This is a genomic window from Bacillus sp. ChL18, assembly GCF_026241425.1.
Taxonomy (GTDB): Bacteria; Bacillota; Bacilli; order Bacillales; family Bacillaceae; genus Bacillus; species Bacillus velezensis.
In genome coordinates, this window is the sequence record NZ_JAPHWE010000001.1 from 891,450 (window position 1) to 908,064 (window position 16,615).

Below are 16,615 nucleotides of genomic sequence, written 5' to 3' on the forward strand. Positions count from 1 at the left end.
TTTAATAAAGCGGCCATATCACGCGGTGCGCTTGTTCGAACCGTTTCTCCGCCTCCCGCCAATCAACGACATTCCACCATTGATCCACGTAAGCCGCGCGGTCGTTTTTATATTGTAAATAATAAGCGTGTTCCCACACATCCAGCGGAAGCAAAGGAATGACGTCCCACTGGCTGTAGAGCTGATGCTTCTCAGCGGCCAAAATCTCCAGCCGCCCGGCGCGCGGCGCCCAGACTAGGATAGCCCAGCCGACTCCTTCGACTTTTTTCGCCGCTTGAGAAAATTGCTCTTTAAAAGCGGAATAGCTTCCGAATGACACATCAATCATTTGAAAGAGCGCACCCGTCGGCCGTCTTTTTCCGTTTGGATTCATCGAAAACCAGAAAATACTGTGCAAATAATGGCCCGCGCCGTGAAACGCCAATTGCCGCTCCCAATGCGCCACTAAGTCGTACTGTTTCGTCTGTCTCGCTTTTTTGAGCTCCAGTTCTGCTTTATTCAGACCGTCAACATAGCTCTGATGGTGTTTGGTATGGTGGAGTTTCATAATCTCTCTTGAAATATACGGTTCCAGTGCGGAATAACTGTAAGGCAGTTTAGGGAGGACATGCTTGCCGATCGGCACATAAGCTCTGCGCTCATCCGGCTCTTCGGGTTCAGTAATGTCCCGGTAAAGTGCCGATGCCTGTTCATACCATTCCGCCTCCGTTAATCCATCATCCTGAAGGGTGTGAAAAATCCGGTCGATTTGTGCCGCGAAGCGATCGAACCGGCCTTGCTGAATGACTTGTTCCTTCAAGGTTTCACACCAATTCAGCATCTCGGTTTGATAAGCGTGCCGTTTCATTTTTCTTCCTCCTTTTCACTCACTTTCATAAAAGTGCTGAGCGCAAGCAAAGAAAACACATACGGGTAGCTGTGATACCTGATGTAAAACTGCTTCGGCAGGCCGATTCCGGTCGGATAGCTGAAAGCGGCGCCTTCGTAATGCCGGTTTTCAATAAGAAAAGATATGCCTTTTGTGACGGCTTGATGATGAGTTTTTTCGTATTGCAGCAAAGCTTCGGCCGCCCAAGCCGTCTGTACAAGCGTCCCGTAAGAAAGCGGAACATAAGTTTTGACTTCTGCGCTTTTACAGGATTCCCCCCAGCTTCCGTCCTCGTTTTGAATGGATTTCAGCCAGCGGATCGCTTTTTTCACGGCCGGGTGGTTTTGGCTCACCCCGCAAGCCTTCATCCCTGTCAGCGCCGCCCATGTGCCGTAAATATAGCAGACACCCCATCTGCCGTACCACGATCCGTCCTCTTCTTGATGGCGGATCAGCCATTGGACGGCTTTTTCAATCTGAGGGTGATCAGAAGAAAGCCCCGCTTCTCCTAAACAGTGCAGCACCCGTCCGGTTAAGTCGCTTGTTGAAGGGTCGATGGCAGCTTCCTCAGCCGATTCCAGCGGCAGCAGGCGGACCAGCGGATGATTGACATTTTTCTCAAAAGCAGAGAAGCCGCCGTCACTGTTTTGCATGGACAAAAGCCAGCTCAGTCCGCGTTCCCATGAGGCGGGATAAAGTTTTCGCGGAATGGCTTTGAGCACTGCGGCTGTGTCATCACAATCAGGATTATTCGTATTAATGTTTGAAAAACCCCATCCTCCCGGTTCAGCATGCGGGTTGTGAACGGCCCAATCAGCGACTTTCGTCTGCTGCCGTTCACGCAGAAACCGGGCGGCGCAGGTTATCATCTGATCGTTATCTGAGATGCCGCTTTTCATAAGCGCATAGTTGAGAAGCGCCGTATCCCAAACGGTCGACGTTGAATTTTCCAGATACGGTATATTGCTGCACGACGTGAGCAAAGCTTTCGTGCCGGCAAGCGCTTTTCTGATAACGGGGGAGTGGCGCGATACACCGAGAGCGAGCAGGCCGTACACCATAAAAATAGTGGCACTCGCATAGCTGTATAATGTGCCGTCTTCTTCAATCCGGTCAAGCATATACGTTTTGGCCGTACGCAGACCGAGCTGGTGAAAAGCGGCAGGAATCTGCAAAAGCCGCTTCCAGTGCGCGAAAAGAGAAGAGAGGTCTCTGTTCTCATCCTGATCGGAACGAAGCCATGTAAACGGATTTTTAGTCATATGCCGATCTAAATGCGCGAGAGACAGAACGTTGGGATTTTTCAGCGAAAATCTTTTGTTAAGCGTCACGGCCATCGGTACAAAATGAATACGGGCGTATGTACTGAACTGGTAAAAATGCAGCGGGAAGGATGGGGGAATGACTAAAAAAGATAATGGCAGATGCAGCGCGGGCCATGGATAAAGGCCGTTTGCCGCAAGCATCCACTTTGTCATAAAGTGTACGTTGCGCAAGCCGCCATTTGAGATGATAAAGCGTTCGGCCTGAATCATATGCGCCTCAGAACGGCTATATAAACCGGAAGCCAGCAAGCCGGCATAGCCCTGTACAGTAGCGGTCACATTTCCTTTCAGGTCATCAGGATAGTTGGCAAAAGTTCCGTCCGGGCGCTGTTTAGCGCGAATGCCTTCTGCAAGCTCAGCGATCAGTTCTTTATCATTGTCTCCAAGAGAAGTGAGAAGGAGGATCAGAAAGGCGTTTGTCAAAATCGGTCCTTCAAAACAAAATGACCATGAGCCGTCCGCATTTTGCGTTTCTCTTAATAGGGAGATGATTTTCTTTTGGCGGCTTCTGACGTTTTCCTGAATTGTGCTCACACTCGCTCAACTCCTTCAGAAGCATATATATTCATATGTAAAAGGCGGCATGACAAAAGAAAGAAACTGCTGACAGGCAGCAGTTTCTTGTTTGATTTAATCTTCCAGATTGATCCAGACGCTTTTCACTTCTGTATAATTATTCAGCGCGTAAGAGCCCATTTCCCGCCCGAGGCCGGATTGCTTATAGCCGCCGAAAGGAGATGCCGCATCGAAAACATTGTAGCAGTTGACCCAAATGGTGCCGGCTTGGAGACGGTCAGCAATGTAATGGGCGTTTTTCACATTCTCAGTCCAAAGTCCGGCTGCAAGGCCGTATTCCGAGCGGTTCGCCCGCTCAATGACTTCATCTACCGTATCATACGGAATGGCTGCTAAAACCGGGCCGAAAATTTCTTCTTTTGCGATGGTCATGCTGTCATCCACATCCGCAAATACAGTCGGGGAGACAAAATACCCTTCTTCAAACGGGCAGCTGCCGCCCGCGACAGCTTTGGCTCCTTCCGCTTTTCCTTTTTCAATATATGAAAGCACGCGCTCATGCTGTTCCTGACTAACGAGCGGGCCGATTTGTGTATCTTGGTGAAGGCCGGCGCCTTGCTGAAGCGATTTCGCATATGAAACCATTTCGCTGACGACCTCATCATATTTGTCTTTGTGAATGAAGACACGGGAGCCTGCGCAGCATACCTGCCCCTGATTAAACATGACCCCGTTTAAAGCGCCGGGAATCGCTTTCTTCAAATTGGCGTCAGGCAAAATGATGTTAGGTGACTTTCCGCCAAGTTCCAGTGTCACGCGTTTAATTTTTTTTGCGGCTTTTTCCATGATTTTTTTGCCGATTTCTGTAGAACCGGTAAAAGCGAGTTTATCGACATCGTCATGGTTGGTCAGCGCTTCTCCGGCCGTCTCGCCGAACCCTGGGACAATATTGATGACGCCGTCAGGGAAGCCCGCCTGATCTATTAATTCCGCTAAATAGAGGGCGGTCAGCGGTGTCTGTTCCGCCGGTTTCAAAACGATTGTGCAGCCTGTAGCAAGGGCGGCGCCCATTTTCCACATCGCCATAAGGAGCGGGAAGTTCCAAGGGATGATCTGCCCCACGACGCCGACAGGCTCATGGCGGGTGTAATTAAAATATGAGCCGGCGACCGGAATCGTTTGTCCGGTTATCTTTGTAGACCACCCGGCATAATAACGCATATGCTCAATTGCGAGCGGGATATCCCCATTTGTCGTTTCATTAATCGGTTTTCCGTTATCAAGTGTTTCAAGCTGCGCGAGTTCCGTTTTGTGCTCTTCCATTAAATCGGCAAGCTTATACATCAGCCTGCTTCTGGAAGCGGCCGGCATAGTGCGCCATTCGCCGTGATCAAAGGCTTTGCGTGCCGCTTTCACTGCACTGTCAATGTCTTCTGACTGTGCCTCGTAAAGCGTCATCAGCGTTTCCCCGGTTGCCGGATTCGGTGTGACAAATGTTGATCCTGAAGCGCTCGGAACAAATTTTCCGTCAATATAAAGTTTCTTCGTGCCCTGTAAAAATGTTTCCAGCCTTTTTGTGATCTGCATCGTTAAAGAACTCATTCGTAACAAACCTCCCGAAATTTTTTTATGGTCTGTTTTGAGCATCTTGATGTCCGCGCGAAGTAAGCGCATACAGTCATTTTATAATAATACCTCCGGTAAAATCAATCGATAACCGTTATTGCAATTCACAAGAAAAAACGGCTACAATAAGCTTATCGATTAAGAAAAGGAGTTTTATAAATGATTCATAATAATTGGCAGACAAAAGAAAGCGTCAAAAAGGTCAAATGCGTACATACAGATGCGAAAAAATACATTGTCAAAAATGTGCTGACGCCGGGTAAAGAGTATGAAGTCAAAAATGAAACAGAAGAATTCATTTTTGTTGTAGACAATACAAACAAAGTCGGAGGCTTCTACAAAGAGTATTTTGAAGAAGTTTAAAGCTGTATGAATTTATTTTGCCTGAGCCATACTAAAAAAGACTACATATAAAGGGTGGCTGCAAAATGAAAAAAACAGAGCAAGACAAACAAAATAAAACATCAGATCAGCTTCAGCAAGTGCAACCTGAAGAAGGCACCGACACGACGATGGAACAAATTTCAGATACCTATAAAGAAGGAACAATTGAAGATACGGATCGTTGATGTTTTTGTTAAAACCGCGGCATTGGAGAAGCCGCGGTTTTTTATGGCGAAAATAAAAAACTGACTTTTCGAAAAAAATACCGTTTTCTTGAAACCTTTTCTTTCGCTGAACCGTACTACTTCATAACAGCGGCACCTTTCGCGAAGGGCTTTTTTGATGAACGTTCTAAAAATGTAATCTGTTCGTAATGGTTTAAATGCCGTCTATGTCGTATTCTTATATAGGGATAAAGAACTTATTTTTTTATGATTGTAATAAAACAATAGTATAGAAGCAGAAAGTGGGGTTCTTCATTGGGAATTTTTTCTGTCAGCAGATCAACCGACACAAAAAAGCTGGAGGCTTTGCTCGTTGAGGGAGAACGGATCGAAACGATTTATAAACTGCGGGTTGACCAAATATGCTTTACGAATAAACGAGTGATTTTCTTTGATAATAAAATGTTCTCCAAAAAGAAAGTGCGCGTATTTCTTCCATATAAAACAATTGAAAGCTTCGCCATTCAAGAAGCGGGGATGTTTGATCCCGATACCGGGCTTGTATTAATGACAAGGGGAAAAACTTTCGAATTGGAATTTGCAAAAGAAACGGACTTGACTGAGGTTCAAGCCATCTTAACAAAATACTTATGCAGTTAAATATCACATAAAAGCCATCCGAATGCATGCGGATGGCCTTTTTATTATATAATGCTTGTTTTTCCGGAGTTCGAATCAATGAGATCCGGATCAGCAATAGAACTGATGGGGATATAAATCGGCGCCAAATCACCATTTTCTTCACCGAATCCGTAGTTGATCTTATTGGATAAAAAATAATCGATTTGCTGATACGGGCCGATCGTAATGGAAGAACCGCGGTCGACTGCATTTACTTTAAAGCCTCCTACATTTACCAAAACCGGCGAAAACATCATAATGGGCCTCCTTTTCCGGCAGGAATTTTATCGCATGCAGACTCAAAGGTAGATGGAGAATCAATTTGATCCCGGTCATCCACTTTGCCGTTCGTGCCGATGAAGCCGCTTGCATCTCCGAAGTTCTGTCCGTATCCCTGATTCTTTTTATCAGAATTCTGCCATTCCGCCAGTAAATTTTGTCCGACATTCACCGCTGAAGCATTTTCAAAGGAATTAATTTTCAACATGAAAATATTAATATTGATATATGGAGTTGGTTGAACCACAGGCAAACCTCCTTTAATACAGGTGTATGCCGGCTGTTATGACCGTATGCTTAGACAGGGGGCGATAAAAATGGATTTCGATAAGATGAAGCAGTGGATGGAAATGGCGCAAAACATGTCCGGCGGCGACTTTTGGAAAAACGTTTTTGATGATGAACAACTGAAATCATTTCAAAACGGCCATTCTCATTTTCCCTTTCAACAGGGAGATGGGCAAATGAGAAGAAATGAGGATGCTTTTCCTCTTATAGATATTGTGGAAACCCATGATGAGCTCCAATTTTTGCTGTATCTGCCCGGCTACCGGAAACAAGATGTTCAGCTGCTGTCCTACGGAGAATATATCGTCGTAAAAGGCACGAGAAAATCCTTTTTTAATGAACAGGATTTTAAACAGAAGACCGGAAAATACGGCGATTTTGAAAAAAAACTCGACCTTCCGCATTCCGCTCAGGGGACGAAGGGAATGCAGGCGGTATTCAAAGACGGGATTTTATATATATCGATTGCTAAACATCTGGGGGATGCAAGCCAGATCATTATCGAAGGCTGATCTTGTTTGCTGTGCCATCTATCAGATCTGAATCATCGATACTCATGATAGGGATGACGACAACGGTGCAATCACCGTTTTGTTCACCGTACCCTTCATTTCTTTTATTGGCTGCTGTGTTTCTCACCATAACGGAAGAGCCGGCGTTAAAAGCTGCTCCGCCGCTGATTCCGTTCATTTTTATATACTCAAAGTTGATAACGGATGGAAAAAACATCATGATTCGCCTCCTTTTTGTATATCATGTTTATATATTCGCAATGCGGGACGCATAGAACTTTCCAAGAGTGACGGGGAAAGAAGTGATTTTCTTTGAAAAAAATAATGAAAGAGATTTTCAAAAAAGTGTGTGAAGAAGAATTAGACCGGCTTAAGAAAGTGGAACAACAGCTTGATGAGCTTCAGGATAAGTGCCATTTTGAGCCGCAAACGGTTGAAGGGGAAAAAACATATGTCCATATTGAGCACGTCAAAGTGGACAAGGTTGAATACAATATTGATTTTGAAAAGCTGAGTATAGAAGAGCTGAGCGGTATGCTGAATATCGGCGCCACTTACCATACACCGGCGCACAGGCTCAAACAAGCCTGCGCTGAAGAATTTCGGGACAACCGGCAAAATGATGCTGCGAAAGAAAAAAGACAGACAAAGCAGCAGACACCCAATGTCACCATCAGGGGGAGAAAGCATTGACCTCCATTGTTTCATCCTCCTTTTTCGAGGGTATGTATTAACAGATGCAGCGAAGAATACAGACGAAAAAGGAGATGATGAATATGTCATTATCAAAAGAACAGCAGGACAGCCTTTATCATAAATTAATCGATTTAAAGGAAAGTCTTCAGGGAGAATCAAAAGAAAATCATTCAATGAGCGAAGACACAGGAGAACTGTCGAACGGAGTAGATAATCACTTAGCTGATCACGGAAGCATTTATTTGGACAGGGTCACGAATCAGACGCTGGACGGTGTCGATCAGAATCTTTTAGATGAGGTGAACGCCGCGCTTGAACGAATGGGAAAAGGAACATACGGGATTTGCGAGAAAACGGGAAAAGAAATTCCTTCTGAAAGACTTGAAGCCGTACCGTATGCAAGAATGACCGTCGAAGCGCAGCGAGAAACAGAAGGGGATGTGAAAACAGACGCTCCGTCATATGAAAGGGAATTTCACGAGCAGGTGAAAGACCTCTCAAATAAAGAAACCGTTGATCAAAAAAGCTCACAAACTTACGAAATCCTGGATCGCGAGCAGGATTCACAATAATAGCAGCAGGTACATTCATATGTACCTGTTTTTTTATTCCATAAAAAATCTCAGAATCGAAATAAAATCATTGACTTTATATAAAAAAGAAAGTAACATACTATTTGTAAGTAAATATTAAAAGATTACCGGGAGGAATTTAGAATGTCTCAAGTATTATTTGTAAAATCAAGTGACCGTACGGCTGAAGAAGGCGTGTCCGTAAAATTATACGAAGCGTTTCTGGCTGCTTATAAAGAAAACAATCCGAATGATGAAGTGATCGAACTTGATCTTCATAAAGAAAACCTTCCTTACCTCGGAAGAGATATGATTAACGGAACATTCAAAGCTTCAAAAGGAATTGAAATGACAGACGAAGAGAAAAAACAAGCGTCAACTGCTGACATTTACTTAAATCAATTTGTCAAAGCTGACAAAGTCGTGTTTGCATTCCCGCTTTGGAACTTCACAGTGCCTGCTGTGCTTCATACTTATGTTGATTACCTGTCTCGCGCAGGAGTTACTTTCACATACACGCCTGAAGGACCAAAAGGTCTGATGGGAGATAAAAAAGTAGCGCTCTTAAACGCACGCGGCGGCGTATATTCTGAAGGACCGATGGCATCTCTTGAAATGTCATTAAACTTCATGAAAACCGTTCTCGGTTTCTGGGGTGTCCAAGATCTTCACACTGTTGTCGTTGAAGGCCATAATGCTGCACCGGATAACGCTCAAGCGATCATTGAAAAAGGACTGCAAGAAGCGAAAGATCTGGCTGCAAAATTCTAATTTCCATTAACTCTTGCGCCCATACAGGGTGTGAGAGTTTTTTCTATTATAGAAGAAACTGGCGGCAGCTTTCGATCTGACCTTATATTGATATATTGATATTGTGTCGAAAAAACAATTTTCATGTAGAATAAAGCATTTTTCACAAAGAAAAAAGGTTTTCTGTAAAAGAATTAACCCTCTTGCCAAAATACGACTGATGGTGTAGGATATAAGAGAAGCTACATTGTTCGTATTGTTAATTAAGTTTTAACCTTTAAGCTGTAATAGGGAGTTTTATATCGAAGCCGGAATGTCATGCCTCCATTGCAGAGGACGACAGGAACGCTTCTGCAAACACCCACTTTGAGGAGTGGTGGTTTAAAACTTTCTTACTTGCGTACGGCATACGTAGCGAAAGCCATTTCCCTTGTGGAGATGGCTTTTTATTTTGCATTGCCCTTGAGCAGCGTACTTTATCAGTATGATAAAATAAAAGAATCAAAGACAAAGTGAGGTTTTACAACATATGCTGGATAAAGCCCAATCCCTTCTGGCGCATTATTTTGGCTACGACAGTCTTCGCGCGGGCCAAAAGCAGGCGATACAATCAGTTGCAGAGGAGAGAAAAAACACGGTCTGCATTATGCCGACGGGGGGCGGAAAATCAATCTGCTATCAGATTCCCGCACTGCTGTTTGAAGGAACCACAATCGTTATTTCCCCTCTTATTTCCTTAATGAAAGATCAAGTCGACGCGCTTGAAGAAGCGGGTATCGCGGCAGCTTATATTAACAGCACCCAGACAAGCCGTGACATTCATGAGCGCCTGACCGGTTTGAAACAAGGGGCTTACCGGCTCTTTTACATCACACCGGAGCGTTTGACTTCTTCTGAATTCATTCACATCCTGCAGAATATTACGGTTCCTCTTGTCGCCATTGACGAAGCTCACTGTATATCGCAATGGGGACATGATTTCAGGCCGAGTTACCGGAATATCGAAATCCTTTTTAATGAATTAAAAGAACCGCCCGTCATCATCGCATTAACGGCGACGGCTACGCCTGAGGTTCATGATGACATCTGCAAGCAGCTTCATATTAAGAAAGAACAAACTGTATATACCGGTTTTGCCAGAGAGAATTTAACGTTTAAAGTAGTAAAGGGCGAAAACAAAGACCGGTTTATCGAGCGGTATCTGGAAAAAAATAAACACGAAGCCGGCATTATATATACAGCGACAAGAAAAGAAACCGACCGTTTATATGAGAAATTAAAACGCAGCGGCATCAATGCCGGCCGTTATCACGGCGGATTGGCGGATGATGACAGAAAAGATCAGCAGGAGCGGTTTCTTAACGATCAGATACAAGTGATGGTAGCTACGTCCGCTTTCGGAATGGGAATCGATAAGAGCAACATCAGATTCGTTTTACACGCGCAGATTCCGAAAGATATGGAGAGCTATTACCAGGAAGCCGGACGGGCCGGGCGCGATGGTCTTAACAGCGAGTGTGTGCTCTTGTTTTCGCCGCAGGATATTATGGTGCAGCGTTTTTTAATAGACCAATCGGCCGCCGGAGAAGAAAAACAAAAGCAGGATCTCAAAAAACTGAGACAGATGGTGGATTACTGTCATACGGAAGATTGCCTGCAGCGGTTTATTCTGAAGTATTTCGGCGAGAATGAGGCGGCAGCTTGCGGAGCATGCGGCAATTGCACTGATACAAGGACCGCCCATGACGTCACAAAAGAAGCGCAGATGGTATTGTCATGCATTATCAGAATGAATGAGCGCTTCGGAAAAACGATGGTGGCGCAGGTGCTTAGCGGGTCTAAAAATAAAAAAGTGCTGGAAAACGGCTTCAGCAGCCTGTCCACTTACGGCATTATGAAGCATCAATCCGCAGCGGAAATCAGTGATTTTATCGAATTTCTTATTTCAGATGAATATATCAGAATGGCGGACGGCACATTTCCGACGCTTATGGTCACCCAAAAAGGCAGGGACGTTTTGCTTGGAAAAAGCGCAGTCGCGAGAAAAGAAGCCTTACAGGCCGCCGCCGTTACTGAAAATGATGAATTATTTGAGCTTCTCCGGCGTCTCCGCAAAGAGATTGCAGCTGAACAGGGTGTGCCTCCATTTGTCGTGTTCTCAGATCAGACGTTAAAAGAAATGTCGGCGAAACTTCCGAAAACGGATCAGGATCTTCTTTCCGTAAAAGGGGTCGGGGAACAAAAAAGATTGAAATACGGAGCGGTTTTTTTAGAAGAAATCCGAAATTATGTAAGAGAAACAGAGTGAAAAAAAGTTTTTTTAGAAATTTGCACATTGTGTTTTTCATTGGCGCCGGAAAAATCAGAAGCTTGAAAACCCTTGCTGTATCAAGGTTTCAGCAAGACTTACCAAGCGAGAGAAATGTTTCATGTAAAGGAACTGTAATCTAATTCAAATCGTTTTGTTATTGAACTGACATTTTCATATGTTACGATATCACCTGTTAGCCGCCAATAAAAAGCTAACAAGGGAGGATTTACTTATGAAGAAGACGATTATGTCCTTTGTCGCAGTTGCAGCAATTTCAACAACTGCATTTGGAGCTCACGCTTCTGCTAAAGAAATCACGGTGCAAAAGGGTGACACGCTCTGGGGGATCTCGCAAAAAAACGGAGTGAACCTAAAGGACTTAAAAGAATGGAATCAGTTATCTTCTGATTTAATCATTGAAGGAGAGAAACTGACTATTTCTTCAGTAGAAACAACCACATCTGGGCAGTACACAGTGAAGCAGGGCGACAGCCTCTGGAAAATTGCTCAGAAATTCGGAACATCAGTCGGCAATCTGAAAAGCTTGAATAACTTGCAATCAGATATAATTTACGCAGGCACAACGTTAAATGTGAAAGGTCAGGCTCAGGCTGCACAGTCGGCTCAAGAAGCCAGCCAGCCGCAAACTGAACAAAAACCAGCTGCCGAGACAGAACAGCCGAAACAAGAAGCTGTCAAAAACGAGCAGCCGAAACAAGAACCTGTTCAAGAACAACAACCTAAACAAGAAGCGAAGGCTGTCGAAGCAAAACAGCAGCCTGTTCAATCAAATACAAACCAACAAGAGCCTAAAAAGCAGCTGACAATGACTGCAACTGCTTACTCTGCTAACGACGGCGGCATTTCCGGTGTAACGGCAACCGGTGTTGACTTAAACAAAAACCCTGATGCAAAAGTCATCGCGGTAGACCCTAGTGTCATTCCGCTTGGCTCTAAGGTTTATGTTGAAGGTTACGGAGTGGCAACAGCAGCAGATACAGGCGGCGCAATTAAAGGAAATAAAATTGACGTATTTGTTGCAAAGAAAAGTGACGCTAACAACTGGGGCGTCAGAACAGTAAATGTTAAAGTATTAGACTAGTTTCATATAGAGATGAAGAACACAAGGCGAAATGCTTTGTGTTCTTTTTTTCTTCCCTTTTTTGACTGTATATAATCGTTATATGCGGAAAAAGAAAAAGCGTTTCTCTAATATAATAAGGAATGGATGTGAAAACGGAATCTGAAGGGGTGTATGAAACTGATGGAGCCGGAATTTATATGTTTATGGAATGCCTTCACAGAATCACCGGTGTTTCAAGCAGGTATATGCACCGCTTTCGCCATTGTGCTCGTTATCGGACTGTCTATGCCTGCTGTCAGGCTGTTTCAGGCGCTTGACAGAGGAAGAGGAAGGCCAGCCGTTATTGAAAAGGTGAGACGTACTGGCGTGATGAAGAATGGCAGGCACGAGCTTGTGCTTATTTTAAACGTAAAAAACCAAGACGGAACGCATGATAAACGTGAACTGACACACGCCGTATATAATGAAGAGATCAGCCGTTTTTATGAAGGAGCTTCCGTATGGGTGACGGCAGCGGCTGGCGGACGAATGATGATCGCTCCGCGCACGCCGCGGCATAAGGCGTCAAAATAAAAAGACGGGGCGGTTTTCCCGTCTTTATGTATTAATGCCGATCGATCCATATCCGTCCGCCTTCTGAGCCGGCTTCTATCCTGCATGTTCCTCCGATCGGGAATGTCATCAAAGGGGAGGTATGGCCGAAATCAGCATTTGCGATAACAGGCATGGATGACAGTTCTTCTTTTGTACGGATGACGGCACGCAGAGCCTCCTCAGACACATTTGAAGCATGCTGGAAACGTCCGATGACAATTCCCTTCACGGCTGAAAAAGCGGGTAGATGGATGAGTGACTGCAAATCCCGGTCAAACATATGAATGTCCGACATATGATCATCTTCTATAAACAGAATCACTTGTTCCATCTCCGGAAAGTATTCGGTGCCCTGCAGAAGATTCAGCGTGCATAGATTTCCTCCGATCAGTGTTCCTTCCGCATATCCGGGTTGAATAACGAGCGGTCCCGGATTCCGATAAAAACGTCTGTCCTCCTGGTTCAAATACCATTTATCATCACTCCACTCGGATGAAGGCTTTACCTCATACGGGTTGTCAGAAGCACAGCAGGCCAGGAAAGAGTTAATTGTATAGTCCAGCCCTTTTTTCATGGCAAATGAAGAAAAATGGGGACCGGAATATGTAATAAGGCCGGTTTTTTGATATATGGCATGGCCGAGAGCGGTAATATCTGAATAGCCGCAAAGGATTTTCGGATGCCGCTTGATGTTTTCATAATCAAGATAGCGGAGCAGCTGATTTGATTGGAACCCGCCGAGTGTCGTCAAAATCGCTTTGATGTCAGGATCAGCGAAAGCCTCGTGCAGATCCCGTACACGCGATTCAATGGATGATGAATCAAATTCATTTATTTCTTTCGCATTCTCTGAAAAAGAGACACAAAAGCCCAGCTCCTCCAATTTTGTCTTCGCGGCATTTATATTTTCATCTGACATAACGGACATGCTTGTGGCCGGAGACACAATACGAATGCCGTCACCTTTTTTCAATTTTTCCGGATACAAAAAAAACCCTCCTTAAATGGTTTAATCTATTACACCATATTAACGAGGGTTTATCTATCATTTTTTACAGGTCGACCCATTTAATGCCGCCTGATTGCGTATCATTGTCAATCCAGACATCAAAGTGATGCTTTTCATAAAAATGAATGAGTCTGTCGACATGATCCCAATCACGCTTAGCGATGTCGCCCGTCACTTTCGGGATATTCTGCTCTCTGGCGATATGTTTTAAAAATTTCATGCAGATCGAGCCGTAGCCGTGGTTCGGCGGGCCTTTAATGTCCCCGATATGAATGGCATTGTCATAATAAGAGGCGATCAGTGAAAAACAGCCTCTTCCCCGGTAGGCTGACTCACAGTCAGTCAGCATAATCTTACATGTTTGGCCATCATCAATCGAGGAAACAATGATCCAATCGTCATTGTTCGATTGATCAATACCAAGCACTCGCGCGTCTTTTGATACATCTATCAGATTTTCCCGCATTCTGAAAATCTGAAATTCAAGTTTATGAAGCTCTTTTTCCAGCTCTTTCTGATCTCTTTCTTCTGCAGTAAACAAAATCATACTCCTTTCACAGCGTAAAAGTCTTAGTCAAACACAAGTATCCATTGTAGTAAATGATGTCTTGGTTTGTAAATAGGTTTTGCAAAAACTTTTTTAGAAAAGTCTGCCGTTTATATGTGGATTAACGTTTTTAAGGCGGTGCGGATAGGGAAAGGAACAGTGAGCAGCGGAAAAAGGAGGAATCTATAATGGCAATTGACTCACTCATCGGCAAATTGAAGTATGTAATGACGGAATCTCCTGATAAAATGCTTTCCTTATATGTAAATACGGATATGAGAAATCCGGATCAGCAGGGGGGAGAGTGGAAAATCGCCTTGAAAACCGGTTTTCGGAGATTAAAAGAGTATCTGTCTGCCAGTGATCCGGAAGAAGAAAAATCTCTCGTCCGCATCATGGAACGTGTCTATCAATATATCGATGGGCTTGGTAAAGAGATGCCGCGCAGTCTCGTGTTTTTTGCATCGGGAGAAGGCGGTATCTGGGAGACGATTGAATTGCAGGTGCCTGTCGAAACACGATTTTATTGGGAAGAAACGGCTGTCCTTGATCAATTAGAACTTCTCCGTGAACAATTTCCGAGCACGGCTTTTATTCTCACCCAGCAGAATGAAGTGAAGATCATAGAAACCGTACTCGGAAAAATTGAAGGGGTGGAGCATTATCAATACGACGTCATCAATGAATCGTGGAAACCGCAGGATGTAAGCGGAAACTCCGCATCGATGGACGAAGACGCCGCCAAAGCCCACGTCGAAGAAAACCAAAACAGGCTGTATAAACGATTGGCTTCGAACCTTGATCAGAAGGCCGCTTCACACCAATGGGAGCGTCTCGTAATCGCAGGGGACAAAGAAACAGCCGATATTCTCGATCAGCACATGAATAAACCGATTGATCGGATCATTCCAAAAAATCTGTTGAATGAAAACGAACATAAGGTGATAGAAGAACTGTTGAAGGAAGCATAATATGACGAAAGGCCGGGTCTCAAACACCCGGTCTTTTTAGGGCTTAAGTTTGTCTAATTTCTGACGAAGCGGGCGAAACCGTTGACATCAAAGCTGAATTCTCATACCATTTGGATAGTCAGTAAAATTGAGAGAGGTCATAAGATGAATCAGACAGAAAACAAACCTAAAAGTTATACCGGTATCGTGCTGACATTGACCGTTCTGATCAACGGGTTAATAGCGGTGCTGTTTTTTATGCCGAAATCGGGACAGGTCAGCATTGCCAATATTCATATTCTGCCGATGTTAAATGCCATTTTTAACAGCTTTACTTTTATCTTTTTGCTGGCAGCGCTCTTTATGATTAAGCAAAAAAATATTCAAGCGCATAAACGCTTTATTTTGGCGGCGTTTACGACGACTTTGCTGTTTTTGATCTGCTATGTCGTGTACCACTCGATAGCTGAGAATACTTTATTCGGCGGCCACGGCATCATGCGCGGGATTTACTTCTTTATTTTAATTACGCATATTTGCCTTTCCTTCATCATCGTGCCGCTTGCGCTGTTTACGCTGATCAGAGGATTCAGTATGCAGGTGGAGCGCCACAAAAAAATCGCGAGATGGACGATGCCGCTCTGGCTGTATGTCAGTCTGACGGGTGTCATTGTATACTTAATGATCTCGCCGTATTATTAAAAAAAGCCGTGCTCCGCGCGGCTTTTTTCTATTGATTGAAAAAAGGCGCCTCATACAGGGCGCCTTTTACTCTTCAAGCGTTTCAAGTGTTGTTACATTTAAGGATTGTTCAACGGTTTTTGTTTTTGCTTTTACTTTTTCTGCGTACGTGTAATCACCATAGCAGTAGGGATAACGGAAATTGTCTTTGTTCCCTCCGCAAGTGTAAAGTTTCGGATTCTTTTTGACCTGCTGCTCGGAGTATTGTTTTGCCAGTTCCTCAGTATGTGATCCTCCATGTTCAGCCACAAAATCAATATAGCCGGCTCCCATGTTGTAGCTTTGTATAATCGTATCCAAGTCTACGCCTTTTTTCTTGCCTGTTTGGTACATGAGAGTGAATTGTTTGATTCCCTGTTTGATACTGGTTTGAGGGTTTTTAATCTCATTTCGCTTTAAACCCAGAGATTCTGAAGACTGCATGGGATCATTTCCTCTTCCTTTTGACTCCTGATATATCATGCCGAGTACAAGCGATGTATATTTGGTGAGTCCTTTTTCATCCAGCTCGTCTTCAACAAGCGGTTTGTAATCTGTCAGCCGTTCAAGCACGATCGGCTTGACATCAAACGGAAGACTTTTGAGCCATTCATTATTTGAAAATAACAGAATGAGGAAGAAGGAAACCATGGCAAAAACACATATCATCATAAGACCCGCGGCAGCGAAACAGCCTTTTTTCTTTTTCTCCACTGTGTTTCACCCTCAATTTCAGGAG

At 44.2% G+C, this 16,615-nt stretch carries 21 protein-coding genes and 1 other RNA gene; 13 read left to right on the plus strand and 9 right to left on the minus strand.

Features of this window, described 5'->3' with window-relative positions; genetic code table 11:
• Window position 1: 1 nt before the first annotated feature.
• The 3 genes from OQ477_RS04720 to OQ477_RS04730 all read right to left on the minus strand — a co-directional run bounded on the left by OQ477_RS04720 (window position 2) and on the right by OQ477_RS04730 (window position 4,311).
• Complete coding sequence (locus OQ477_RS04720) at window positions 2-847, minus strand: superoxide dismutase (protein ID WP_007611962.1); 846 nt, start codon at window positions 845-847, stop codon at window positions 2-4.
• Window positions 844-2,727, minus strand: coding sequence for a prenyltransferase/squalene oxidase repeat-containing protein (locus OQ477_RS04725; RefSeq protein WP_265971574.1), 1,884 nt, complete (start codon window positions 2,725-2,727; stop codon window positions 844-846). Before OQ477_RS04725 ends, OQ477_RS04720 begins: the two co-directional genes overlap by 4 nt.
• 96 nt (window positions 2,728-2,823) lie before the next feature.
• Entirely contained in the window at window positions 2,824-4,311 is a 1,488-nt protein-coding gene (locus OQ477_RS04730) for an aldehyde dehydrogenase family protein (protein ID WP_007611960.1), read from the minus strand.
• Between the two features lie 183 nt (window positions 4,312-4,494).
• Here OQ477_RS04730 and OQ477_RS04735 point away from each other — a divergent pair, with 183 nt between their 5' ends.
• The 3 genes from OQ477_RS04735 (at window position 4,495) to OQ477_RS04745 (ending at window position 5,543) form a co-directional block, all read left to right on the plus strand.
• A complete protein-coding gene (locus OQ477_RS04735; RefSeq protein WP_007407979.1) occupies window positions 4,495-4,698 on the plus strand; it encodes a DUF6501 family protein in 204 nt (67 codons plus the stop codon).
• Window positions 4,699-4,763: 65 nt separating this feature from the next.
• Window positions 4,764-4,904, plus strand: coding sequence for a DUF4025 domain-containing protein (locus OQ477_RS04740; RefSeq protein WP_003153781.1), 141 nt, complete (start codon window positions 4,764-4,766; stop codon window positions 4,902-4,904).
• A 294-nt stretch (window positions 4,905-5,198) separates the two neighbouring features.
• Window positions 5,199-5,543: a PH domain-containing protein gene (locus OQ477_RS04745; RefSeq protein ID WP_003153783.1), complete on the plus strand. Its 345-nt coding sequence runs from the start codon at window positions 5,199-5,201 to the stop codon at window positions 5,541-5,543.
• Between the two features lie 44 nt (window positions 5,544-5,587).
• Here the strand turns inward: OQ477_RS04745 and OQ477_RS04750 are convergent, their stop codons facing one another.
• Both OQ477_RS04750 and OQ477_RS04755 read right to left on the minus strand, forming a co-directional pair.
• A complete protein-coding gene (locus OQ477_RS04750; RefSeq protein ID WP_003153785.1) occupies window positions 5,588-5,821 on the minus strand; it encodes a hypothetical protein in 234 nt (77 codons plus the stop codon).
• Window positions 5,818-6,090 (minus strand): hypothetical protein, encoded by a 273-nt coding sequence (locus OQ477_RS04755; protein ID WP_003153786.1) that lies wholly within the window; start codon window positions 6,088-6,090, stop codon window positions 5,818-5,820. The genes OQ477_RS04750 and OQ477_RS04755 overlap by 4 nt, the downstream gene beginning before the upstream one ends.
• A gap of 70 nt (window positions 6,091-6,160) precedes the next feature.
• Here OQ477_RS04755 and OQ477_RS04760 point away from each other — a divergent pair, with 70 nt between their 5' ends.
• The gene (locus OQ477_RS04760; protein ID WP_003153787.1) at window positions 6,161-6,643 is read left to right on the plus strand and encodes an Hsp20/alpha crystallin family protein; all 483 of its coding nucleotides are present in this window, start codon (window positions 6,161-6,163) and stop codon (window positions 6,641-6,643) included.
• Here the strand turns inward: OQ477_RS04760 and OQ477_RS04765 are convergent.
• The gene (locus tag OQ477_RS04765; protein ID WP_174737570.1) at window positions 6,630-6,863 is read right to left on the minus strand and encodes a hypothetical protein; all 234 of its coding nucleotides are present in this window, start codon (window positions 6,861-6,863) and stop codon (window positions 6,630-6,632) included. The genes OQ477_RS04760 and OQ477_RS04765 overlap by 14 nt on opposite strands.
• 92 nt (window positions 6,864-6,955) lie before the next feature.
• Here OQ477_RS04765 and gerPC point away from each other — a divergent pair, with 92 nt between their 5' ends.
• From gerPC to OQ477_RS04800, 7 genes are all read left to right on the plus strand, one after another.
• Window positions 6,956-7,336, plus strand: a complete 381-nt coding sequence (gerPC, locus tag OQ477_RS04770) for a spore germination protein GerPC (RefSeq protein ID WP_007611958.1) — start codon at window positions 6,956-6,958, stop codon at window positions 7,334-7,336.
• An 83-nt stretch (window positions 7,337-7,419) separates the two neighbouring features.
• The gene (locus OQ477_RS04775) at window positions 7,420-7,911 is read left to right on the plus strand and encodes a TraR/DksA family transcriptional regulator (RefSeq protein ID WP_265971575.1); all 492 of its coding nucleotides are present in this window, start codon (window positions 7,420-7,422) and stop codon (window positions 7,909-7,911) included.
• 144 nt (window positions 7,912-8,055) lie between these two features.
• The gene (locus tag OQ477_RS04780; protein WP_003153791.1) at window positions 8,056-8,682 is read left to right on the plus strand and encodes an FMN-dependent NADH-azoreductase; all 627 of its coding nucleotides are present in this window, start codon (window positions 8,056-8,058) and stop codon (window positions 8,680-8,682) included.
• Between the two features lie 215 nt (window positions 8,683-8,897).
• Window positions 8,898-9,083: non-coding RNA, 6S RNA (gene ssrS, locus OQ477_RS04785), on the plus strand.
• A gap of 107 nt (window positions 9,084-9,190) precedes the next feature.
• Window positions 9,191-10,969 carry a DNA helicase RecQ gene (gene recQ / locus OQ477_RS04790; RefSeq protein WP_101670586.1) on the plus strand — a complete coding sequence of 593 codons (1,779 nt, stop codon included), beginning with the start codon at window positions 9,191-9,193 and terminating at the stop codon, window positions 10,967-10,969.
• Window positions 10,970-11,204: 235 nt separating this feature from the next.
• Complete coding sequence (locus OQ477_RS04795) at window positions 11,205-12,074, plus strand: LysM peptidoglycan-binding domain-containing protein (protein ID WP_265971578.1); 870 nt, start codon at window positions 11,205-11,207, stop codon at window positions 12,072-12,074.
• A gap of 162 nt (window positions 12,075-12,236) precedes the next feature.
• On the plus strand, window positions 12,237-12,629 hold the full coding sequence (locus OQ477_RS04800) for a hypothetical protein (protein ID WP_053573311.1): 393 nt from the start codon (window positions 12,237-12,239) through the stop codon (window positions 12,627-12,629).
• A gap of 31 nt (window positions 12,630-12,660) precedes the next feature.
• On the opposite strand, the gene OQ477_RS04805 is transcribed toward OQ477_RS04800, so the two are convergent.
• Window positions 12,661-13,638, minus strand: a complete 978-nt coding sequence (locus OQ477_RS04805; protein WP_044802229.1) for a S66 family peptidase — start codon at window positions 13,636-13,638, stop codon at window positions 12,661-12,663.
• Window positions 13,639-13,702: 64 nt separating this feature from the next.
• On the minus strand, window positions 13,703-14,206 hold the full coding sequence (locus OQ477_RS04810; protein WP_007611949.1) for an N-acetyltransferase: 504 nt from the start codon (window positions 14,204-14,206) through the stop codon (window positions 13,703-13,705).
• Between the two features lie 188 nt (window positions 14,207-14,394).
• Between OQ477_RS04810 and OQ477_RS04815 the strand changes: the two genes are divergently transcribed.
• Together OQ477_RS04815 and OQ477_RS04820 are read left to right on the plus strand one after the other, a co-directional pair.
• The gene (locus OQ477_RS04815; RefSeq protein WP_224182307.1) at window positions 14,395-15,177 is read left to right on the plus strand and encodes a VLRF1 family aeRF1-type release factor; all 783 of its coding nucleotides are present in this window, start codon (window positions 14,395-14,397) and stop codon (window positions 15,175-15,177) included.
• A 144-nt stretch (window positions 15,178-15,321) separates the two neighbouring features.
• On the plus strand, window positions 15,322-15,858 hold the full coding sequence (locus OQ477_RS04820; RefSeq protein WP_007611945.1) for a DUF420 domain-containing protein: 537 nt from the start codon (window positions 15,322-15,324) through the stop codon (window positions 15,856-15,858).
• Window positions 15,859-15,924: 66 nt separating this feature from the next.
• On the opposite strand, the gene OQ477_RS04825 is transcribed toward OQ477_RS04820, so the two are convergent.
• A complete protein-coding gene (locus tag OQ477_RS04825) occupies window positions 15,925-16,590 on the minus strand; it encodes a lysozyme family protein (RefSeq protein ID WP_265971584.1) in 666 nt (221 codons plus the stop codon).
• Between the last annotated feature and the right edge of the window lie 25 nt (window positions 16,591-16,615).